General features: G+C 72.1%; 17 protein-coding genes. 14 read left to right on the top strand and 3 right to left on the bottom strand.

Features of this window, described 5'->3' with window-relative positions:
• The first annotated feature begins 174 nt into the window (after window positions 1-174).
• The 7 genes from AB0K92_RS09020 to AB0K92_RS08990 all read left to right on the top strand — a co-directional run bounded on the left by AB0K92_RS09020 (window position 175) and on the right by AB0K92_RS08990 (window position 9,462).
• A complete protein-coding gene (locus tag AB0K92_RS09020) occupies window positions 175-2,115 on the top strand; it encodes an acyl-CoA dehydrogenase family protein (RefSeq protein WP_365920847.1) in 1,941 nt (646 codons plus the stop codon).
• Between the two features lie 64 nt (window positions 2,116-2,179).
• On the top strand, window positions 2,180-3,436 hold the full coding sequence (dxr, locus tag AB0K92_RS09015) for a 1-deoxy-D-xylulose-5-phosphate reductoisomerase (protein WP_365920845.1): 1,257 nt from the start codon (window positions 2,180-2,182) through the stop codon (window positions 3,434-3,436).
• Between the two features lie 8 nt (window positions 3,437-3,444).
• Window positions 3,445-4,737 carry a site-2 protease family protein gene (locus AB0K92_RS09010; protein ID WP_365921034.1) on the top strand — a complete coding sequence of 431 codons (1,293 nt, stop codon included), beginning with the start codon at window positions 3,445-3,447 and terminating at the stop codon, window positions 4,735-4,737.
• A gap of 171 nt (window positions 4,738-4,908) precedes the next feature.
• Window positions 4,909-6,066, top strand: coding sequence for a flavodoxin-dependent (E)-4-hydroxy-3-methylbut-2-enyl-diphosphate synthase (ispG, locus tag AB0K92_RS09005; RefSeq protein ID WP_365920843.1), 1,158 nt, complete (start codon window positions 4,909-4,911; stop codon window positions 6,064-6,066).
• A 181-nt stretch (window positions 6,067-6,247) separates the two neighbouring features.
• Window positions 6,248-7,096, top strand: coding sequence for a GNAT family N-acetyltransferase (locus AB0K92_RS09000; RefSeq protein ID WP_365920841.1), 849 nt, complete (start codon window positions 6,248-6,250; stop codon window positions 7,094-7,096).
• Between the two features lie 30 nt (window positions 7,097-7,126).
• On the top strand, window positions 7,127-7,666 hold the full coding sequence (locus AB0K92_RS08995) for a GNAT family N-acetyltransferase (protein ID WP_166002592.1): 540 nt from the start codon (window positions 7,127-7,129) through the stop codon (window positions 7,664-7,666).
• Window positions 7,667-7,761: 95 nt separating this feature from the next.
• A complete protein-coding gene (locus AB0K92_RS08990; RefSeq protein ID WP_365920839.1) occupies window positions 7,762-9,462 on the top strand; it encodes a proline--tRNA ligase in 1,701 nt (566 codons plus the stop codon).
• Window positions 9,463-9,594: 132 nt separating this feature from the next.
• Here the strand turns inward: AB0K92_RS08990 and AB0K92_RS08985 are convergent, their stop codons facing one another.
• The 3 genes from AB0K92_RS08985 to AB0K92_RS08975 are packed head-to-tail and all read right to left on the bottom strand — an operon-like array spanning window position 9,595 to window position 11,525.
• The gene (locus AB0K92_RS08985; RefSeq protein WP_365920837.1) at window positions 9,595-10,494 is read right to left on the bottom strand and encodes an aminoglycoside phosphotransferase family protein; all 900 of its coding nucleotides are present in this window, start codon (window positions 10,492-10,494) and stop codon (window positions 9,595-9,597) included.
• A gap of 27 nt (window positions 10,495-10,521) precedes the next feature.
• Window positions 10,522-10,986: a ferritin-like domain-containing protein gene (locus AB0K92_RS08980; RefSeq protein ID WP_166002595.1), complete on the bottom strand. Its 465-nt coding sequence runs from the start codon at window positions 10,984-10,986 to the stop codon at window positions 10,522-10,524.
• Window positions 10,983-11,525, bottom strand: a complete 543-nt coding sequence (locus AB0K92_RS08975) for a hypothetical protein (RefSeq protein WP_365920834.1) — start codon at window positions 11,523-11,525, stop codon at window positions 10,983-10,985. The genes AB0K92_RS08980 and AB0K92_RS08975 overlap by 4 nt, the downstream gene beginning before the upstream one ends.
• 222 nt (window positions 11,526-11,747) lie before the next feature.
• Here AB0K92_RS08975 and rimP point away from each other — a divergent pair, with 222 nt between their 5' ends.
• The 7 genes from rimP (at window position 11,748) to truB (ending at window position 18,732) form a co-directional block, all read left to right on the top strand.
• Window positions 11,748-12,257 carry a ribosome maturation factor RimP gene (gene rimP, locus AB0K92_RS08970; RefSeq protein WP_365920832.1) on the top strand — a complete coding sequence of 170 codons (510 nt, stop codon included), beginning with the start codon at window positions 11,748-11,750 and terminating at the stop codon, window positions 12,255-12,257.
• 2 nt (window positions 12,258-12,259) lie between these two features.
• The gene (nusA, locus tag AB0K92_RS08965) at window positions 12,260-13,258 is read left to right on the top strand and encodes a transcription termination factor NusA (RefSeq protein WP_365920830.1); all 999 of its coding nucleotides are present in this window, start codon (window positions 12,260-12,262) and stop codon (window positions 13,256-13,258) included.
• 102 nt (window positions 13,259-13,360) lie between these two features.
• The gene (locus AB0K92_RS08960) at window positions 13,361-13,657 is read left to right on the top strand and encodes a YlxR family protein (protein ID WP_365920828.1); all 297 of its coding nucleotides are present in this window, start codon (window positions 13,361-13,363) and stop codon (window positions 13,655-13,657) included.
• A gap of 147 nt (window positions 13,658-13,804) precedes the next feature.
• Window positions 13,805-16,810, top strand: coding sequence for a translation initiation factor IF-2 (gene infB / locus AB0K92_RS08955; RefSeq protein WP_365920826.1), 3,006 nt, complete (start codon window positions 13,805-13,807; stop codon window positions 16,808-16,810).
• 229 nt (window positions 16,811-17,039) lie between these two features.
• Window positions 17,040-17,333: a DUF503 domain-containing protein gene (locus tag AB0K92_RS08950; protein WP_166002601.1), complete on the top strand. Its 294-nt coding sequence runs from the start codon at window positions 17,040-17,042 to the stop codon at window positions 17,331-17,333.
• Window positions 17,334-17,383: 50 nt separating this feature from the next.
• Window positions 17,384-17,830: a 30S ribosome-binding factor RbfA gene (rbfA, locus tag AB0K92_RS08945; RefSeq protein ID WP_365920824.1), complete on the top strand. Its 447-nt coding sequence runs from the start codon at window positions 17,384-17,386 to the stop codon at window positions 17,828-17,830.
• Window positions 17,827-18,732 carry a tRNA pseudouridine(55) synthase TruB gene (gene truB / locus AB0K92_RS08940; RefSeq protein ID WP_365920822.1) on the top strand — a complete coding sequence of 302 codons (906 nt, stop codon included), beginning with the start codon at window positions 17,827-17,829 and terminating at the stop codon, window positions 18,730-18,732. The genes rbfA and truB overlap by 4 nt, the downstream gene beginning before the upstream one ends.
• The last annotated feature ends 169 nt before the right edge of the window (window positions 18,733-18,901 follow it).

Below are 18,901 nucleotides of genomic sequence, written 5' to 3'. Positions count from 1 at the left end.
AAGCGCTTCGACAGCTTTCTTTCCGCGCTTGCTCCGCAGCCAGTGAACACCACGGCTGGGCCGAACGGCCCCGCGGAGGCTGGTGCGACCGTCCGTTATCGGGTACATACGATCGCGTAGCACCCGTCGGTAACCAATTGGACCCTGATCCCGATTCGCGGCGAGGTGAGCCTCATGTCCGCCACTCCCACCACCCGACCCGTCGTCACCGAACGTGAGGCCCGCCAGGTGGCGGAGGCGGCCCGGGAACAGCACTGGCGCAAGCCCAGCTTCGCCAAGGAGCTGTTCCTCGGCCGCTTCCGCCTCGACCTCATCCACCCCCACCCGCTCCCGGCCGACGAGGACGTGCGCCGCGGCGAGGAGTTCCTGGCCCGACTGCGCGCCTTCTGCGAGACCGAGATCGACTCCGCCCGCATCGAACGCGAGGCCCGCATCCCCGACGAGACCATCAACGGGCTGAAGGAACTCGGCGCGCTCGGCATGAAGATCGACCCCGAGTACGGCGGCCTCGGCCTCACCCAGGTCTACTACAACAAGGCCCTCGCCCTGGCCGGCTCCGCCAGCCCCGCCGTCGGCGCCCTGCTCAGCGCCCACCAGTCCATCGGCGTCCCGCAGCCGCTGAAGATGTTCGGCACGCCCGAGCAGAAGCAACGCTTCCTGCCGCGCTGCGCCCGCACCGACATCTCCGCCTTCCTCCTCACCGAGCCCGACGTCGGCTCCGACCCGGCCCGCCTCGCCACCACCGCCGTGCCGGACGGCGACGACTACGTCCTCGACGGAGTGAAACTCTGGACCACCAACGGCGTGGTCGCCGGCCTGCTCGTCGTCATGGCCCGCGTCCCGCAGACCGAGGGCCACAAGGGCGGCATCACCGCGTTCGTCGTCGAGGCGTCCTCCCCGGGCATCACCGTCGAGAACCGCAACGCGTTCATGGGCCTGCGCGGCATCGAGAACGGCGTCACCCGCTTCCAGGGCGTGCGCGTCCCCGCCGCGAACCGCATCGGCCCCGAGGGCGCCGGCCTGAAGATCGCCCTGACCACGCTGAACACCGGCCGCCTGTCCCTGCCCGCGATGTGCGCCGGCGCCGGCAAGTGGTGCCTGAAGATCGCCCGCGAATGGGCCGGGGTGCGCGAGCAGTGGGGCAAGCCGGTCGCCCTGCACGAGGCCGTCGGCTCGAAGATCGCCTTCATCGCCGCGACGACGTTCGCCCTCGAAGCCGTCCTCGACCTGTCGTCCCAGATGGCCGACGAGGACCGCAACGACATCCGCATCGAGGCCGCCCTCGCCAAGCTGTACGGCTCCGAGATGGCCTGGCTCATGGCCGACGAACTCGTCCAGATCCGCGGCGGCCGCGGCTTCGAGACCGCCGAGTCGCTCAAGGCGCGCGGCGAGCGGGCCGTACCCGCCGAGCAGATCCTGCGCGACCTGCGCATCAACCGCATCTTCGAGGGCTCGACGGAGATCATGCACCTCCTCATCGCCCGCGAGGCGGTCGACGCCCACCTCTCCGTCGCCGGCGACCTCATCGACCCCGACAAGTCCCTCCGGGACAAGGCGAGGGCGGGCGCCCAGGCGGGCGTCTTCTACGCCAAGTGGCTGCCCAGGCTCATCGCGGGTCCCGGCCGGCTGCCCCGCTCCTACGCCGAGTTCCGGCACGGCGGCGTCGACCTCTCCCCGCACCTGCGCTACGTCGAGCGCACCGCCCGCAAACTCGCCCGCTCCACCTTCTACGCCATGTCCCGCTGGCAGGGCCGCATGGAGACCAAGCAGGGCTTCCTCGGCCGGATCGTCGACATCGGCGCCGAACTCTTCGCCATGAGCGCCGCCTGCGTCCGCGCCGAACTCCTCCGCTCCCGGGGCGAGAACGGCCGCGAGGCCTACCAGCTCGCCGACGTCTTCTGCCACCAGGCCCGCCTGCGCGTCGACGCCCTCTTCACCCGCCTGTGGAACAACACCGACGACCTCGACCGCAAGCTGGTGAAGGGCGTCCTGTCCGGCACCTACGCATGGCTCGAAGAGGGCGTGGTCGACCCCTCCGACGACGGCCCCTGGATCGCCGACACCCACACCCCCGAAACCCCCCGCCCCGACGTACGCCGCACCGTCCCCGACTGACCGGCGACACCCACCCGAGGGACGCGCTGTCCTGACGGCCCTCCCGTGCGGCCACAATGGGGGGATGAGCGACAGTCCCTCCCCCCTCGCGGATCCGCACCGCCTCTACGACCCGGTGACGGAAGACGGCCCGAAGGACGTGGTGATCCTCGGCTCCACCGGGTCGATCGGCACCCAGGCCATCGATCTCGTGCTGCGCAACCCGGACCGCTTCCGGGTGACCGGCCTGTCCGCCAACGGCGGGCGGGTCGCCCTCCTCGCCGAGCAGGCGCGGCGGCTGCGGGTGCGGACCGTGGCGGTCGCCCGCGAGGACGTGGTGCCCGCGCTGCGCGAGGCCCTGAGCGCCGAGTACGGCCCGGGGGAGCCGCTGCCCGAGATCCTGGCCGGCCCGGACGCGGCCACCCGGCTCGCCGGCTCCGACTGCCACACCGTGCTGAACGGCATCACCGGCTCCATCGGCCTCGCCCCGACCCTCGCCGCCCTGGAGGCGGGCCGTACCCTCGCGCTCGCCAACAAGGAGTCGCTCATCGTCGGCGGCCCGCTGGTCAAGGCGCTCGCCAAGCCCGGCCAGATCATCCCGGTCGACTCCGAGCACGCCGCCCTCTTCCAGGCCCTCGCCGCGGGCACCCGCGCCGACGTGCGCAAACTTGTCGTCACCGCCTCCGGCGGCCCGTTCCGGGGCCGCACCAAGGACGAGCTGGCCTCCGTCACCGTCGAGGACGCCCTCGCCCACCCCACCTGGGCGATGGGCCCGGTCATCACCATCAACTCCGCGACCCTCGTGAACAAGGGCCTGGAGGTGATCGAGGCGCACCTGCTCTACGACATTCCCTTCGACCGCATTGAGGTCGTCGTGCACCCGCAGTCGTATGTCCACTCGATGGTGGAGTTCACGGACGGATCGACCCTCGCGCAGGCGACGCCCCCCGACATGCGGGGCCCGATCGCCATCGGTCTCGGCTGGCCCGAGCGCGTCCCCGACGCCGCCCCGGCGTTCGACTGGAGCAAGGCCTCCACCTGGGAGTTCTTCCCCCTCGACAACGAGGCCTTCCCCTCGGTGAACCTCGCCCGCCACGTCGGTGAGCTCGCGGGCACCGCCCCGGCGGTGTTCAATGCGGCCAACGAGGAGTGCGTGGAGGCCTTCCGCGCCGGCGCGCTGCCGTTCAACGGGATCATCGAGACCGTGACCCGGGTGGTCGAGGAGCACGGCACCCCGCGCACGGGAACCTCGCTCACCGTGGCGGACGTCCTCGAAGCGGAGACCTGGGCGCGCACCCGGGCCCGGGAACTGACGGCGATGACGGCGGAGGCCCGTGCATGACGACCCTGATGATGATCCTCGGCATAGTCGTCTTCGCGGTCGGCCTGCTGTTCTCGATCGCCTGGCACGAGCTGGGTCATCTCTCCACGGCCAAGATGTTCGGCATCCGCGTGCCGCAGTACATGGTCGGCTTCGGCCCGACCCTGTGGTCCCGCACGAAGGGCGAGACCGAGTACGGCGTCAAGGCCATCCCGCTCGGCGGCTACATCCGCATGATCGGCATGTTCCCGCCCGGCCCCGACGGCCGGGTGGAGGCCCGCTCCACCTCCCCGTGGCGCGGCATGATCGAGGACGCCCGCTCCGCCGCCTTCGAGGAACTGCGCCCCGGCGACGAGACCCGCCTCTTCTACACCCGCAAACCGTGGAAGCGGGTCATCGTGATGTTCGCGGGCCCCTTCATGAACCTGGTGCTCGCCATCGCCCTGTTCTTCATCGTGCTCATGGGCTTCGGCGTCACCCAGCAGACCACCGCGGTCAGCGAGGTCCAGAAGTGCGTCGTCCCGCAGAGCCAGAACCGTGACACCTGCAAGGACTCCGACCCCGCCTCCCCGGCCGCTGCGGCCGGCCTGCGGGCCGGCGACAAGATCGTCGCCTTCGACGGCGTCCGCACCGACAACTGGAACCAGCTCTCCGACCTGATCCGCTCCAGCCCCGGCGAGAAGGTCGCGATCGTCGTCGACCGCAAGGGCGAGGAAGTCACCCTGCACGCCACGATCGCCACCAACCAGGTCCTGAAGAAGGACGGCAACGGCCAGGTCGTCGAAGGCCAGTACGTCACCGCCGGCTTCCTCGGCTTCAGCGCCGCCACCGGCGTGGTCAAGCAGGACTTCGGCGACTCGGTGACCTGGATGACCGACCGGGTCGGCGACGCCGTCGACTCCCTCGCCGCGCTGCCCGGCAAGATCCCCGCCCTGTGGAACGCGGCCTTCGACGGCGCCCCCCGCGAACCCGACTCCCCGATGGGCGTGGTCGGCGCGGCCCGCGTCGGCGGCGAGATCTTCACCCTCGACATCCCGGCGACCCAGCAGCTCGGCATGGCCCTGATGCTGGTCGGGATGTTCAACCTGTCCCTGTTCCTGTTCAACATGCTCCCGCTGCTCCCGCTCGACGGCGGGCACATCGCGGGCGCCCTGTGGGAGTCGCTGCGCCGGCACACCGCCCGGCTGCTGCGCCGCCCCGATCCGGGACCCTTCGACGTGGCGAAGCTGATGCCGGTGGCCTACGTGGTGGCCGGGATCTTCGTCTGCTTCACGATCCTGGTGCTGATCGCGGACGTCGTTAACCCGGTCAGAATCTCGTAGCCACACGGCGTTCCCGGCGGCCCGGCGGCATTCACCCGCCGGGCCGCCTCCCGTTCGAGTGGTTCTCGGGTGTGATGTGCTTAGGTTCTGGCCGGTGCCGTAATCTCGAAGGCCGGAGCCCGCCGCTGAACGGGACCGGACCTTGATCCACGACTTGGGGTTGCACAGCAGATGACTGCGATTTCTCTCGGCATGCCGTCCGTTCCGACCAAGCTCGCCGAGCGCCGGAAGAGCCGGCAGATCCAGGTCGGATCCGTGGCGGTCGGCGGGGACGCGCCGGTCTCGGTCCAGTCCATGACGACCACCCGCACCTCGGACATCGGCGCCACCCTCCAGCAGATCGCCGAGCTGACCGCGTCCGGCTGCCAGATCGTCCGCGTCGCCTGCCCCACCCAGGACGACGCCGACGCGCTGCCGATCATCGCGAAGAAGTCCCAGATCCCGGTCATCGCCGACATCCACTTCCAGCCGAAGTACGTCTTCGCCGCCATCGAGGCCGGCTGCGCCGCGGTCCGCGTGAACCCGGGCAACATCAAGAAGTTCGACGACCAGGTCAAGGAGATCGCCAAGGCCGCCCGCGACCACGGCACCCCGATCCGGATCGGCGTCAACGCGGGCTCCCTCGACAAGCGGCTGCTCGAGAAGTACGGCAAGGCCACCCCCGAGGCGCTGGTCGAGTCCGCCCTCTGGGAGGCCTCCCTCTTCGAGGAGCACGACTTCCGCGACATCAAGATCTCGGTCAAGCACAACGACCCGGTCGTGATGATCGAGGCCTACCGCCAGCTCGCCGCCCAGTGCGACTACCCCCTCCACCTCGGCGTCACCGAGGCCGGCCCCGCCTTCCAGGGCACGATCAAGTCGGCCGTCGCCTTCGGCGCGCTGCTCTCCCAGGGCATCGGCGACACCATCCGCGTCTCGCTGTCCGCCCCGCCCGTGGAGGAGGTCAAGGTCGGCCTCCAGATCCTCCAGTCCCTCGGCCTGCGCCAGCGCGGCCTGGAGATCGTCTCCTGCCCGTCCTGCGGCCGCGCCCAGGTCGACGTCTACAAGCTCGCCGAGGAAGTGACCGCCGGCCTCACCGGCATGGAGGTCCCGCTGCGCGTCGCCGTCATGGGCTGCGTCGTCAACGGCCCCGGCGAGGCCCGCGAGGCCGACCTCGGCGTCGCCTCCGGCAACGGCAAGGGCCAGATCTTCGTCAAGGGCGAGGTCATCAAGACCGTCCCCGAGTCCAAGATCGTCGAGACCCTCATCGAAGAGGCCATGAAGCTGGCCGAACAGATGGAGGCCGAGGGCGTGGAAAGTGGCGAACCGACCATCTCGGTCGCCGGCTGAGCAACGTCAGTGGTGCCGCGCCCCCGAAGGGGCGCGGGGAACTGCGCGACCAGCCACGAACGGCCCGCACACGCGCGACCACAGAACCCTCCGAGCTCTCAGGCGCCCTCCGCCCGAGCAAGCGCAGCGCATCCGCGGGTACAGTGCGGAGACCAGCAGCTGACCCCGGAGGGCCCCGCACGTGCTGACCCAGACCACCTCCCGGGTCCTCGAACCGAGCGACCTGGACGCCGCGCTCGCCGTCCTGAACCGCGAGCCGGTCGCCAACGCCTTCGTGACCTCCCGGGTCCAGGTCGCCGGCCTGGACCCCTGGCGCCTCGGCGGCGAGATGTGGGGCTGGTACGAGGACGGCATGCTCACGTCGCTGTGCTACGCGGGCGCCAACCTCGTGCCCATCTGCGCCACCGCGCGCGCTGTGCGCGCCTTCGCCGACCGCGCCCGCCGGGCCGGCCGCCGCTGCTCCTCCATCGTCGGCCCGGCCGAGCCCACCGCCCAGCTGTGGCGGCTGCTGGAGCCGCACTGGGGCCCGGCCCGCGAGGTCCGCGCCCGCCAGCCGCTGATGGTCACCGACCGGATGCCCGACGACATCGAGCCGGACCCGTACGTCCGCCGCGTCCGCAAGGACGAGATGGAGACGATCATGCCGGCGTGCGTGGCGATGTTCACCGAGGAGGTCGGCGTCTCCCCGCTGGCCGGCGACGGCGGCCTGCTCTACCAGGCCCGGGTCGCCGAACTCGTCGGCTCCGGCCGCTCCTTCGCCCGCCTCGACGAACACGGCAACGTCATGTTCAAGGCGGAGATCGGCGCCGCGACCCCGCAGGCCTGCCAGATCCAGGGCGTCTGGGTCGCCCCCGAGTACCGCGGCCGGGGCCTCGCCGCCCCCGGCATGACCGCGGTCCTGCGCTACGCCCTCGCGGACGTCGCCCCCGTGGTCAGCCTGTACGTCAACGACTACAACACGGCCGCGCGCCGGACGTACCGCCGCGTCGGCTTCCGCGAGGCCGGCGCCTTCATGAGCGTGCTGTTCTGAGAGCGCTTCGCCCGCTGTAGGCTCGCCGACATGCTTCGCGACATCACGATCGCCCCCCTCGACCTCCCCGCCCACGTCGACGAAGCGCTGGCCGTCCAAGCCCTCGCCTTCGGCCTCGGCCCGGACGAGGTGGCCGTACGCCGCCAGATCGTGCTGCGCCACATGACCTACCCTGGCGCCCGCGCCCTCGGCGCCACCACCGCCGACGGCCGCCTGGCCGGGTTCGTCTACGGCATGCCCAACAGCCGCACCCACTGGTGGTCGACGATCGTCGAACCGTATCTGCGCGCGCAGGGCAACGACGCCTGGCTCGACGACTCCTTCGTCATCACCGAGCTGCACGTCCACCCCCGCTACCAGAACCGCGGCATCGGCCGCGCCCTGATCACCACGATCACCGACAGCGCCACCGAGCCCCGCTCGATCCTCTCCGCGATCGACACCGACAGCCCCGCCCGCGGCCTCTACCACTCGCTCGGCTACCAGGACCTGGCCCGCCGCGTCCTCTTCCCCAGCGCCCCCCGCCCGTACGCCGTGATGGGCGCCCCGCTCCCGCTGCGCCGCCGCTAGGAACCTGTCCGGCAGGCATCAATCGATTTCCGCGGGCCCCCGCCCCCCGGCTAACCTCCTAGCCACCACCCTTTCGCAGCAGGAGTACGAGAACCATGGCCAACGCACCGGTCCAGCGCATGTCCCAGTTGATGGCGAAGACCCTGCGCGACGACCCGGCGGACGCCGAGGTCCTCAGCCACAAGCTGCTCGTCCGCGCCGGCTACGTACGCCGGACCGCGGCGGGCGTGTGGACCTGGCTGCCGCTCGGCAAGAAGGTCCTCGCCAACGTGGAGCGCGTCGTCCGCGAGGAGATGGACGCCATCGGCGCCCAGGAAGTGCTGCTCCCCGCCCTGCTGCCGCGCGAGCCCTACGAGGCGACCGGCCGCTGGAGCGAGTACGGCGCGGAGCTGTTCCGCCTCCAGGACCGCAAGGGCGGCGACTACCTGCTCGGCCCCACCCACGAGGAGATCTTCACCCTGCTGGTGAAGGACCAGGCGTCCTCCTACAAGGACCTGCCGGTCATCCTCTACCAGATCCAGACCAAGTTCCGCGACGAGGCCCGCCCCCGGGCCGGCATCCTGCGCGGCCGTGAGTTCCTGATGAAGGACTCGTACTCCTTCGACCTGGAGGACGAGGGCCTCGCCCACTCCTACGCCCTGCACCGCCAGGCCTACCAGAAGGTCTTCGAGCGCCTCGGCCTCGACTACCGCATCTGCGCCGCCACCGCCGGCGCCATGGGCGGCTCCAAGTCCGAGGAGTTCCTGGCCCCCGCCGAGGCCGGCGAGGACACCTTCGCGGACTGCCCGAACTGCGACTTCGCCGCCAACACCGAGGCGATCACCTACGAGCTGAAGCCGGCCGACGCCTCCGGCGTGCCCGCCGCCGAGGACATCCCCACCCCGGACACCCCCACCATCGAGACCCTGGCCGCCTCCCTCGGCGTACCCGCCTCCGCCACGCTGAAGAACCTCCTGGTGAAGGTCGACGGCGAGATCGTCGCCGTGGGCGTGCCCGGCGACCGCGAGGTCGACCTGGACAAGGTCGAGGCGCACTTCGCCCCGGCCACCGTCGAGATGGTCACCGAGGCGGACTTCGCGGCCCGCCCCGACCTGGTCCGCGGCTACGTCGGCCCGCAGGGCCTGGACAAGGTCACGTACATCGCCGACCCGCGCGTGGCCCCCGGCACCGCCTGGATCACCGGCGCCAACAAGCCCGGCACCCACACGAAGAACGTCGTCGCCGGCCGCGACTTCGAGGTCGACGAGTACGTCGACGTCGTGGTCGTCCAGGAAGGCGACCCCTGCCCCCAGTGCGGCACCGGCCTGAAGCTGGACCGCGCCATCGAGATCGGCCACATCTTCCAGCTGGGCCGCAAGTACACCGACGCCCTCAAGCTCGACGTGCTCGGCCAGAACGGCAAGCCGGTCCGCGTCACCATGGGCTCCTACGGCATCGGCGTCTCCCGCGCGGTCGCCGCGCTCGCCGAGCAGACCGCCGACGACAAGGGCCTGTGCTGGCCCAAGGAGATCGCCCCCGCCGACGTCCACGTCGTCGCCGCCGGCAAGGCCCTCCAGACCGAACTGGCCCTCGACATCTCCGAGAAGCTGGCGGCGGCCGGCGTGCGCGTCCTGGTCGACGACCGCGCCGGCGTCTCCCCGGGCGTGAAGTTCACCGACTCCGAGCTGATCGGCGTCCCCCAGATCCTCGTCGCCGGCCGCCGCGCCGCCGAAGGCGTGGTCGAGCTGAAGGACCGCAAGACCGGCGAGCGCGAGGAACTCACCGTCGAGGAGGCCGTCGCCCGCCTCACGGCGTGAGCGGCGGCCACGGCAGGCACCTGTGAACACCGGGCGGGCCGAGCCGGCCCGTCCGGCGTCCGAGGACGAGGCCCGTTCAGGGCCGAAGCGGGGACCCGGGGGCGGCAGCCCCCGGAGGCCGGCGGCCAGGCGCTAAAGCCAGCCGGCGAACTCCAGCAGCAGCTCCGCGTCCCGCGCCCGGCCCACCCTGCGCGCCCGCACCCCCGACTCCACGGCCCGGAACAGCGTCCAGCCGCGCAGCCGTTCCTGGTCCACGTCCAGCGACTCCGCGAGACGCTTCACCCGCCGCCGCGTCGTCGCCGCACCCGACGGCTGCGCGATCAAGTCCTCCACCCGGTCCCGGACCAGCCGCGCCAGATCGAACGCGCACTCCCCGACCACCGGGTCCGGCCCCACGGCCAGCCACGGCATCCGGTCCCCGGCCAGCACCTTGCTCTGCCGGAACGTGCCGTGCAGCAGCCGCTCCTCCGGCGGCGCCGCCAGCAGCTCCTCGCGGGCCGCCAGCGCCACCTCCACCAGCGGCGCGACCTCCGCGTCCGCCTCCGCGCTCGCCCGCATCGCCGCGGCCTGCCGCCCCGTGCGCCCGGCGACCGTCTCGAAGGTGTGGCCCTGCGGCGGCGCCACCCACAGCCGGCGCAGCGTGCCCGCCGCCTCCAGCAGCGCCTTCGCCTCCGGCAGCGACCGCACCGACACATCCGGGTGCAGCCGCTCCAGCAGCAGCGCCCCGTCGGGCGCGTCGTCCTCCAGCAGCTGGACGGCGCCCCGCCCGGCCCAGTGCGCGAGCGCGGCCCGCTCGCTCTCCGGACGGGCCCGGGGCGGCGCCAGCTTCAGCACGGCGGGGGTGCCGTCGGGACGCCGTACGAGCACCACGAGACTGCTGCGGCCACCCGGCACCTGCACCCGCTCGACGGTCAACTCGCGCAGCGCGACGGCCTGCCGTACCGTCCCGGGCAGCCTCTCGAGCCAGTCGCCACCGTCCGGTGCCGTCTCACCGAGCGCCCTCACCAGACGCCGCGGCGGTTCGAAAGCCATACGCGAGTCGTTCCCTTCCGGTGCGGTTCACGTCGTGGGCGTCGCGGACGCCGACGCGGTGCCCGCCCGTTCGGCGAGCCCAGGGAAGGCTACGCTCCCGCCCCGCCAGCGCACCGCCCGCACCGCCGCCTCCCGCAGCGCGGCGGCCGCCGTGCCCCGGCGCTGCCCCTCGGCTGCCCGCACCAGATCGGAGTAGACCCCGGCCACCCGCTCCTCCAGCTCGGCGGCGAGCCGGGCGGCGGACTCCGAGTCGGTCACCGCGAACGGCAGCGCGTACCCGGCCGCCGCGGCCACCGGCCTGCCGCCGAGATCCCGCACCTCACGCGCGAGCGCGTCCCGCCGCGCCCGGTGCGCGTCGTACGCCGCCCGCGCCTCGCCGCGCCGCTCCTGCCGGATCCGCCCGCCGACGACCCCGTACCCGTACACCGCCGCGTGTTCCGCCGCCAGCGCCGCCTGCAGCGCGCCCAGTTCCCGCTCGGTCACCTCGCTCACCGGCCCGCCTCCGTCAGCAGATAGGCGTGCGCCGCCCCCGCCGCGGCCACCGAGGCCAGCAGGCGGGCCAGCTCGCCCGGCACGTCCATCAGCGCCTTGCCCCGCCGGTCGGCGAGCGCGCGCTCGGCGGCGGCCAGTTCGGCGAGGGCCGCCTTCTCGTCACCGGGCACGGACACCGAAGCCGAAGCCGACACCGACGGTGACGGCGAAGACGACGGGGCGGACGGCGACGCGGACGGCGCGATGCCCTCCTCGAAGGCCTTCCGGTGCCGTACGACCTCCGCGCGCAGCGGGGCCAGCGTCTCGGTCAGCCCGGGGTGCGCGGCGAGGACCGCGTCGTACCGCTCGGCCAGCCGCTCGCTGTCCCGGGCGGCCCGCGCGCGGGCGCGGTCGGCGGCCGCCGGGCTGCCGCCCCGGCCGCCGTCGGAGTCCTCCGGCCCGGCGGAGCAGCCCGACAGGAGGGCGACCCCGGCGGCCGAGGCGAGCAGGGTTCTGCGGCGCGGCCCCGAGGGGGTGCGCGACGGCGGGGGGTACGGCACGGCTGGCGTCCTCGGAGGCTCGTACGAACGTCATGGGCGGCACCCGGTGGCCCGCCCGTGATCACGGTACCCGCGCACGTGTCCGACACCACTCATCGGCACCGGCACGGCACCGGCACCGCCCGGAGGCCGGTGGACGGCAACACTCCCCGGGACCAGATAACCTTTGACCTGACACACGACCCATCCCACAACAGCACACGCGGCCGAGGAGTCACCCGGATGAGCACCACCCAGAGCGAGAGGCTGCGAGAACTGCTGGAACCGCTCGTCAGCTCCCAGGGCCTGGATCTGGAAGAGATCGCGGTGGACTCGGTCGGACGCAAGCGGGTGCTGCGCGTCGTCGTCGACTCCGACACCGGAGCGGACCTGGACCAGATCGCCGATGTGAGCCGCGCGCTCTCGGCGAAGCTCGACGAGACGGACGCGATGGGCGAGGGCGAGTACACCCTCGAGGTCGGCACCCCGGGCGCGGAACGCCTCCTCACGGAACACCGGCACTATGTGCGCGCCACGGGCCGGCTGGCGAGGTTCCAGCTGACCGAGGGCGGCGAACTGGTCGCCAGAATCCTCGGGGTCGACGACGAGGGCGTCGAGCTGGAGGTGCCCGGAGTCAAGGGCCGCAAGGCCACCGCGCGCCGGCTGGCCTTCCCGGAGATCGCCAGGGCACGTGTCCAGGTCGAGTTCAACCGCAAGGACGAGAAGTCTTACAAGAAGGAAGAGGAGGCGTAGCCGTGGACATCGACATGAGTGCCCTGCGGGGCTTGGTACGGGAGAAGGAGATCTCCTTCTCCCTGCTGGTCGAGGCCATCGAATCGGCCCTCCTCATCGCCTACCACCGCACCGAGGGAAGCCGCCGGCACGCGCGCGTGGAGCTCAACCGCGAGACCGGTCACGTGACCGTGTGGGCGAAGGAGGACCCCGAGGACCTCGAGCCGGGGCAGGAGCCCCGCGAGTTCGACGACACCCCGTCCGGCTTCGGCCGTATCGCCGCCACCACCGCCAAGCAGGTCATCCTGCAGCGGCTGCGCGACGCCGAGGACGACGCGACGCTCGGCGAGTACGCCGGCCGCGAGGGCGACATCGTCACCGGCGTGGTCCAGCAGGGCCGCGACCCGAAGAACGTGCTCGTCGACATCGGCAAGCTGGAGGCCATCCTGCCGGTGCAGGAGCAGGTGCCCGGCGAGTCCTACCCGCACGGCATGCGCCTGCGGTCGTACGTCGTCCGGGTGGCGAAGGGCGTCCGTGGCCCGTCCGTGACCCTGTCGCGCACGCACCCCAATCTGGTGAAGAAGCTCTTCGCGCTGGAGGTGCCGGAGATCGCCGACGGCTCCGTCGAGATCGCCGCCATCGCACGTGAGGCCGGTCACCGAACGAAGATCGCGGTCCGCTCCACCCGTTCGGGTCTGAACGCCAAGGGCGCCTGCATCGGCCCCATGGGCGGCCGTGTGCGCAACGTCATGGGCGAGCTGAACGGCGAGAAGATCGACATCGTCGACTGGTCGGACGACCCGGCGGAGATGGTGGCGAACGCCCTGTCCCCGGCCCGCGTCACGAAGGTCGAGGTCGTGGACCTGGCCGCCCGGTCCGCCCGGGTCACGGTGCCCGACTACCAGCTGTCCCTGGCCATCGGCAAGGAGGGCCAGAACGCCCGCCTCGCCGCCCGGCTCACCGGCTGGCGGATCGACATCCGGCCCGACACCGAGCAGAGCGCGGACCGGTCCGGGGAATAGATCCCGGCCGTACAACGCTGAGATCACGACAGGTTGCCGCGCTGCAACTGTTCGAATCCCGCCCCACAGGGGTGAGGTGCGTACGGGGAGGTAGACTTAGGAGTGTCTGGCCGGACGCGGGTCCGCGCTTGCCCTGAACGCACCTGTGTGGGGTGCCGGGAACGAGCGGCCAAGACGGAGCTGCTGCGCATCGTGGCGATCGAGGACGAATGCGTCCCCGATCCTCGCGGTACGCTGCCCGGCCGGGGTGCGTACGTACACCCCGCCCTGGTCTGTCTCGATCAGGCGGTTCGCCGCCGGGCGTTCACGAGGGCACTGCGCGCCCCGGGAGCGCTCGACACAAAGGCGTTGCGCCAGTACGTCGAGCGGACGACAGTTGTCGACCAGGCAACACGGTAAGAAACGTGCCGCACGGAACCCCGTGCGGCTTGGTACCTCGCGAGTCGAAAGCAGGTCGAGATTGCGATGAGCACTCGATGAGTACGCGATGAGTACGCCCATGAACTAGCGACGGTCCGGCCGCAACCCGGACCTCAAAGGAGCGAAGTGGCTAAGGTCCGGGTATACGAACTCGCCAAGGAGTTCGGTGTGGAGAGCAAGGTCGTCATGGCCAAGCTCCAGGAACTCGGTGAATTCGTCCGTTCGGCGTCTTCGACGATCGAAGCGCCGGTTGTACGCAAACTGACTGACGCCTTCCAGGGCGGTGGCAACGGCAAGTCCGCCGGCAAGCCCGCCCCGCGCAAGGCTGCCCCCAAGCCCGCCCCCGCGCCGTCCCCGGCGCAGGCCCAGGCGGCACGTCCGGCTCCGGCCGCCCCGAAGCCGGGCGCCCCCAAGCCCCCGGCGGCGCCGCAGCCCGCGGCCCCGGCGGCCCAGCAGCCCTCGGCCCCCGCGCCGGCCCCCGGCCCGCGCCCGGTGCCGGGTCCCAAGCCCGCGCCGCGTCCGGCGCCGGCCGCCCCGGAGTTCACCGCTCCGCCGTCGGCTCCGGCCCCGTCCAACGCGCCCAAGCCCGGCGGTCCGCGTCCGGGTGCCCCCAAGCCCGGCTCCCGTCCCGCTGCCTCCGGCCAGGACCGGCAGCAGGGCGGTCAGCGTCCCGCCGCCGCCCAGGGCGGCCGTCCCGGCGGCCAGGCGCCGCGTCCGGGCGCCCGTCCGGCCGGTCCGCGTCCGGGCAACAACCCCTTCACCTCCGGCGGCAACGCCGGCATGGCGCGCCCGCAGGCGCCCCGTCCGCAGGGCGCGCCGCGCCCCGGCGGCCCGGGTGCTCCCGGCGCCGGTCCCCGTCCGCAGGCGCCCGGCGCCCAGGGCGGCGGTCCGCGTCCGCAGGCTCCGGGCGGTCCCCGTCCGACTCCGGGCTCGATGCCGCGTCCGCAGGGCGGTCCCCGTCCCGGCGGCGGCCCCGGTGGCCCGCGTCCGAACCCCGGCATGATGCCGCAGCGTCCGGCTGCGGGCCCGCGTCCCGGCGGTGGCCCCGGTGGCCGCGGTCCGGGTGGCGGCGGCCGTCCCGGTGGCGGCGGCGGCGGTCGTCCGGGTGGCGGCGGCTTCGCCGGCCGTCCGGGTGGTCCCGGTGCCGGCGGCGGTGGCCGTCCCGGCTTCGGCGGGCGTCCCGGCGGTCCCGGTGGCCGTGGTGGCACGCAGGGCGCCTTCGGCCGTCCCGGCGGTCCCGCGCGCCGCGGCCGCAAGTCGAAGCGGCAGCGTCGCCAGGAGTACGAGGCCATGCAGGCCCCGAGCGTCGGCGGCGTGATGCTGCCGCGCGGCAACGGCGAGACCATCCGTCTCTCCCGCGGCGCGTCGCTCACCGACTTCGCGGAGAAGATCAACGCCAACCCGGCGTCCCTCGTCGCGGTCATGATGAACCTCGGCGAGATGGTCACCGCGACCCAGTCCGTCTCCGACGAGACGCTGGAGCTCCTGGCCGGCGAGATGAACTACACGGTTCAGATCGTCAGCCCGGAGGAGGAGGACCGCGAGCTGCTCGAGTCCTTCGACATCGAGTTCGGTGAGGACGAGGGCTCCGAGGAGGACCTGGTCGTCCGTCCGCCGGTCGTGACCGTCATGGGTCACGTCGACCACGGCAAGACCCGACTGCTCGACGCCATCCGCAAGACGAACGTCATCGCGGGCGAGGCCGGCGGCATCACCCAGCACATCGGTGCCTACCAGGTCGCGACCCAGGTCAACGACGAAGAGCGCAAGATCACCTTCATCGACACCCCGGGTCACGAGGCGTTCACCGCCATGCGTGCCCGTGGTGCGAAGTCGACCGACATCGCGATCCTGGTCGTCGCGGCCAACGACGGCGTCATGCCGCAGACGGTCGAGGCGCTCAACCACGCCAAGGCGGCCGACGTCCCGATCGTCGTCGCGGTCAACAAGATCGACGTCGAGGGCGCCGACCCGACCAAGGTGCGCGGTCAGCTCACCGAGTACGGGCTGGTGGCCGAGGAGTACGGCGGCGACACGATGTTCGTCGACATCTCCGCCAAGCAGGGTCTGAACATCGACTCGCTGCTGGAGGCCGTGATCCTCACGGCCGACGCCTCGCTCGACCTGCGGGCCAACCCGAACCAGGACGCGCAGGGCATCTCGATCGAGTCCCGTCTCGACCGCGGCCGCGGTGCCGTGGCGACGGTCCTCGTGCAGCGAGGCACCCTGCGGGTCGGCGACACGATGGTCGTGGGCGACGCCTACGGCCGCGTGCGGGCCATGCTCGACGACAACGGCAACAACGTGGCCGAGGCCGGCCCGTCGATGCCGGTCCAGGTCCTGGGCCTGACCAACGTCCCGGGCGCCGGCGACAACTTCATCGTGGTCGACGAGGACCGTACGGCCCGCCAGATCGCGGAGAAGCGCGCCGCCCGCGAGCGCAACGCGGCCTTCGCCAAGCGCACGCGCCGTGTCTCGCTGGAGGACCTGGACAAGGTCCTGAAGGCCGGCGAGGTCCAGCAGCTGAACCTGATCATCAAGGGTGACGCCTCCGGTTCGGTCGAGGCCCTCGAGTCCTCGCTGCTCCAGCTGGACGTCGGCGAAGAGGTCGACATCCGCGTCCTGCACCGCGGCGTCGGTGCGGTCACGGAGTCCGACATCGACCTGGCGATGGGCTCCGACGCCATCGTGATCGGCTTCAACGTCCGCGCGGCCGGCCGCGCGGCGCAGATGGCCGAGCGCGAAGGCGTGGACGTCCGGTACTACTCGGTCATCTACCAGGCGATCGAGGAGATCGAGGCGGCCCTGAAGGGCATGCTGAAGCCGGAGTTCGAAGAGGTCGAGCTCGGTACGGCGGAGATCCGCGAGGTCTTCAAGTCGTCCAAGCTGGGCAACATCGCCGGTGTCCTCATCCGGTCGGGCGAGGTCCGCCGCAACACCAAGGCGCGCCTCATCCGTGACGGCAAGGTCGTCGCGGAGAACCTCACCATCGAGGGCCTGCGCCGCTTCAAGGACGACGTCACCGAGATCCGCGAAGGCTTCGAGGGCGGTATCAACCTCGGCAACTTCAACGACATCAAGGTCGACGACGTCATCGCGACGTACGAGATGCGCGAGAAGCCGCGGGCGTAACGCTCACGGTCCGTGCCGGCCGACGGGAGTCCGCTCCCGTCGGCCGGTGCGCCGTTTCGCGGCCCCGGGGCCTGCCCGGCAGGTCCGCGCGGGCCGACCCGCACGGGGTCGCGCAGCGTAATATCCGTCGATGGTCCCGCCCCCTTCGTTGTACGGTTCTGGGGGAGTCCCTGGCCGCACGGCCGGCAGGACCATCGATCCCGTACCGGCGGGTGAACCGGTTGCACAGATGTATGTGGGGACGCTGTCCTTCGACCTGCTCCTCGGCGACGTACGGTCGCTGAAGGAGAAGCGCTCCGTCGTCCGCCCGATCGTCGCCGAGCTCCAGCGCAAGTACGCGGTGAGCGCGGCCGAGGTGGACCATATGGACCTCCACCGGCGGGCCGTCGTCGGCCTGGCCGTGGTGTCCGGCGACGCGGGGCACCTCACCGACGTACTGGACCGGTGCGAACGGCTGGTCGCCGGCCGCCCCGAGGTGGACCTGCTGTCGGTACGCCGGCGCATCCACGGCGAAGACGACTGACGACGACCCCAGCCCAAGAACGCAAGAGAGAAAGAACGGGAGACGGACCAGTGGCCGACAACGCGCGGGCTAAGAGGCTGGCGGACCTCATCCGAGAGGTGGTGGCCCAGAAGCTGCAGCGCGGGATCAAGGACCCGCGGCTCGGCTCGCACGTCACCATCACCGACACCCGGGTGACGGGCGACCTGCGGGAGGCGACCGTCTTCTACACCGTGTACGGGGATGAGGAGGAGCGGAAGGCCGCCGCGGCCGGACTGGAGAGCGCCAAGGGTGTCCTGCGCTCCGAGGTCGGCAGGGCGGCCGGGGTGAAGTTCACCCCGACCCTCACCTTCGTCGCCGACGCCCTGCCGGACACCGCCCGCACCATCGAGGACCTCCTCGACAAGGCGCGCCAGTCCGACGAGGCGGTGCGCGAGGCCGCCGCCAAGGCGCAGTACGCCGCCGGGGCGGACCCGTACAAGAAGCCGGGCGAGGACGAGGACGACGCCGCCGAATGAACCGCAAGCCCACCCCGCCCGACGGCCTGGTCATCGTGGACAAGCCGTCGGGCTTCACTTCGCATGACGTCGTGGCCAAGATGCGCGGCATCGCGAAGACCCGGCGCGTCGGACACGCCGGCACGCTCGACCCCATGGCGACGGGCGTGCTCGTCCTCGGCGTGGAGCGCGCCACCAAGCTCCTCGGGCACCTCGCGCTGACCGAGAAGGAGTACCTGGGCACCATCCGCCTGGGCCAGACCACCGTCACGGACGACGCCGAGGGCGAGATCACGTCCGCCACCGACGCCTCCGGGGTCACCCGGGACGCCATCGACACCGGCATCGCCAAGCTGACCGGCGACATCATGCAGGTGCCGTCCAAGGTCAGCGCCATCAAGATCAACGGCGTGCGGTCCTACAAGCGGGTCCGCGAGGGCGAGGAGTTCGACATCCCCGCCCGCCCGGTCACCGTGCAGTCGTTCGCGGTGTACGACGTCCGGGACGCCGTCGCCGAGGACGGCACCCCCGTGCTCGACCTGGTGGTGTCCGTCGTCTGCTCCTCCGGCACCTACATCCGGGCCCTCGCCCGCGACCTGGGCGCCGGCCTCGGCGTCGGCGGCCACCTCACCGCGCTGCGCCGCACCCGCGTCGGGCCGTACAAGCTGGACGCCGCCAGGACGCTCGACCAGCTCCAGCAGGAGCTGACCGTGATGCCGATCGCCGAGGCCGCCGCGGCCGCGTTCCCGCGCTGGGACGTCGACGCCAAGCGGGCCCGCCTGCTCATCAACGGCGTCCGGCTGGAGATGCCCGAGACGTACGCGGGCGCGGGCGCGGTCGCCGTCTTCGACCCCGAGGGCCGCTTCCTCGCCCTCGTCGAGGAGCACCGGGGCAAGGCCAAGAGCCTCGCCGTCTTCGGCTGAGCGGGGCTCCACGGGCGTTGTGCGTCCTGCCCGTGGAGCGGCGGCGGTCACGGGGTGTGGCGGTGCCGCCGCTCCACGGTCCCCCCTCGGTTCCCCCACACCTAGGGTTATCCAGCGGCCCGCGTTCGTTCACCCGTCCGGGCAGGCGCTCGGAGTGAACCGAGGGAGC

Source organism: Streptomyces sp. NPDC052687, from assembly GCF_040678395.1.
GTDB lineage: Bacteria > Actinomycetota > Actinomycetes > Streptomycetales > Streptomycetaceae > Streptomyces.
The sequence above is the reverse complement of the archived record's forward strand: the minus strand, read 5'-3'. Positions and strand labels throughout refer to the sequence as shown.

Excerpts from the sequence above, each read along its gene's own strand:
- AB0K92_RS09020 (WP_365920847.1), top strand. The coding sequence starts at position 175 with ATGTCCGCCACTCCCACCACCCGACCCGTCGTCACCGAACGTGAGGCC.
- dxr (WP_365920845.1), top strand. The coding sequence starts at position 2,180 with ATGAGCGACAGTCCCTCCCCCCTCGCGGATCCGCACCGCCTCTACGAC.
- AB0K92_RS09010 (WP_365921034.1), top strand. The coding sequence starts at position 3,445 with ATGATGATCCTCGGCATAGTCGTCTTCGCGGTCGGCCTGCTGTTCTCG.
- ispG (WP_365920843.1), top strand. The coding sequence starts at position 4,909 with ATGACTGCGATTTCTCTCGGCATGCCGTCCGTTCCGACCAAGCTCGCC.
- AB0K92_RS08995 (WP_166002592.1), top strand. The coding sequence starts at position 7,127 with ATGCTTCGCGACATCACGATCGCCCCCCTCGACCTCCCCGCCCACGTC.
- AB0K92_RS08990 (WP_365920839.1), top strand. The coding sequence starts at position 7,762 with ATGGCCAACGCACCGGTCCAGCGCATGTCCCAGTTGATGGCGAAGACC.
- AB0K92_RS08985 (WP_365920837.1), bottom strand. The coding sequence starts at position 10,494 with ATGGCTTTCGAACCGCCGCGGCGTCTGGTGAGGGCGCTCGGTGAGACG.
- rimP (WP_365920832.1), top strand. The coding sequence starts at position 11,748 with ATGAGCACCACCCAGAGCGAGAGGCTGCGAGAACTGCTGGAACCGCTC.
- AB0K92_RS08950 (WP_166002601.1), top strand. The coding sequence starts at position 17,040 with ATGTATGTGGGGACGCTGTCCTTCGACCTGCTCCTCGGCGACGTACGG.
- truB (WP_365920822.1), top strand. The coding sequence starts at position 17,827 with ATGAACCGCAAGCCCACCCCGCCCGACGGCCTGGTCATCGTGGACAAG.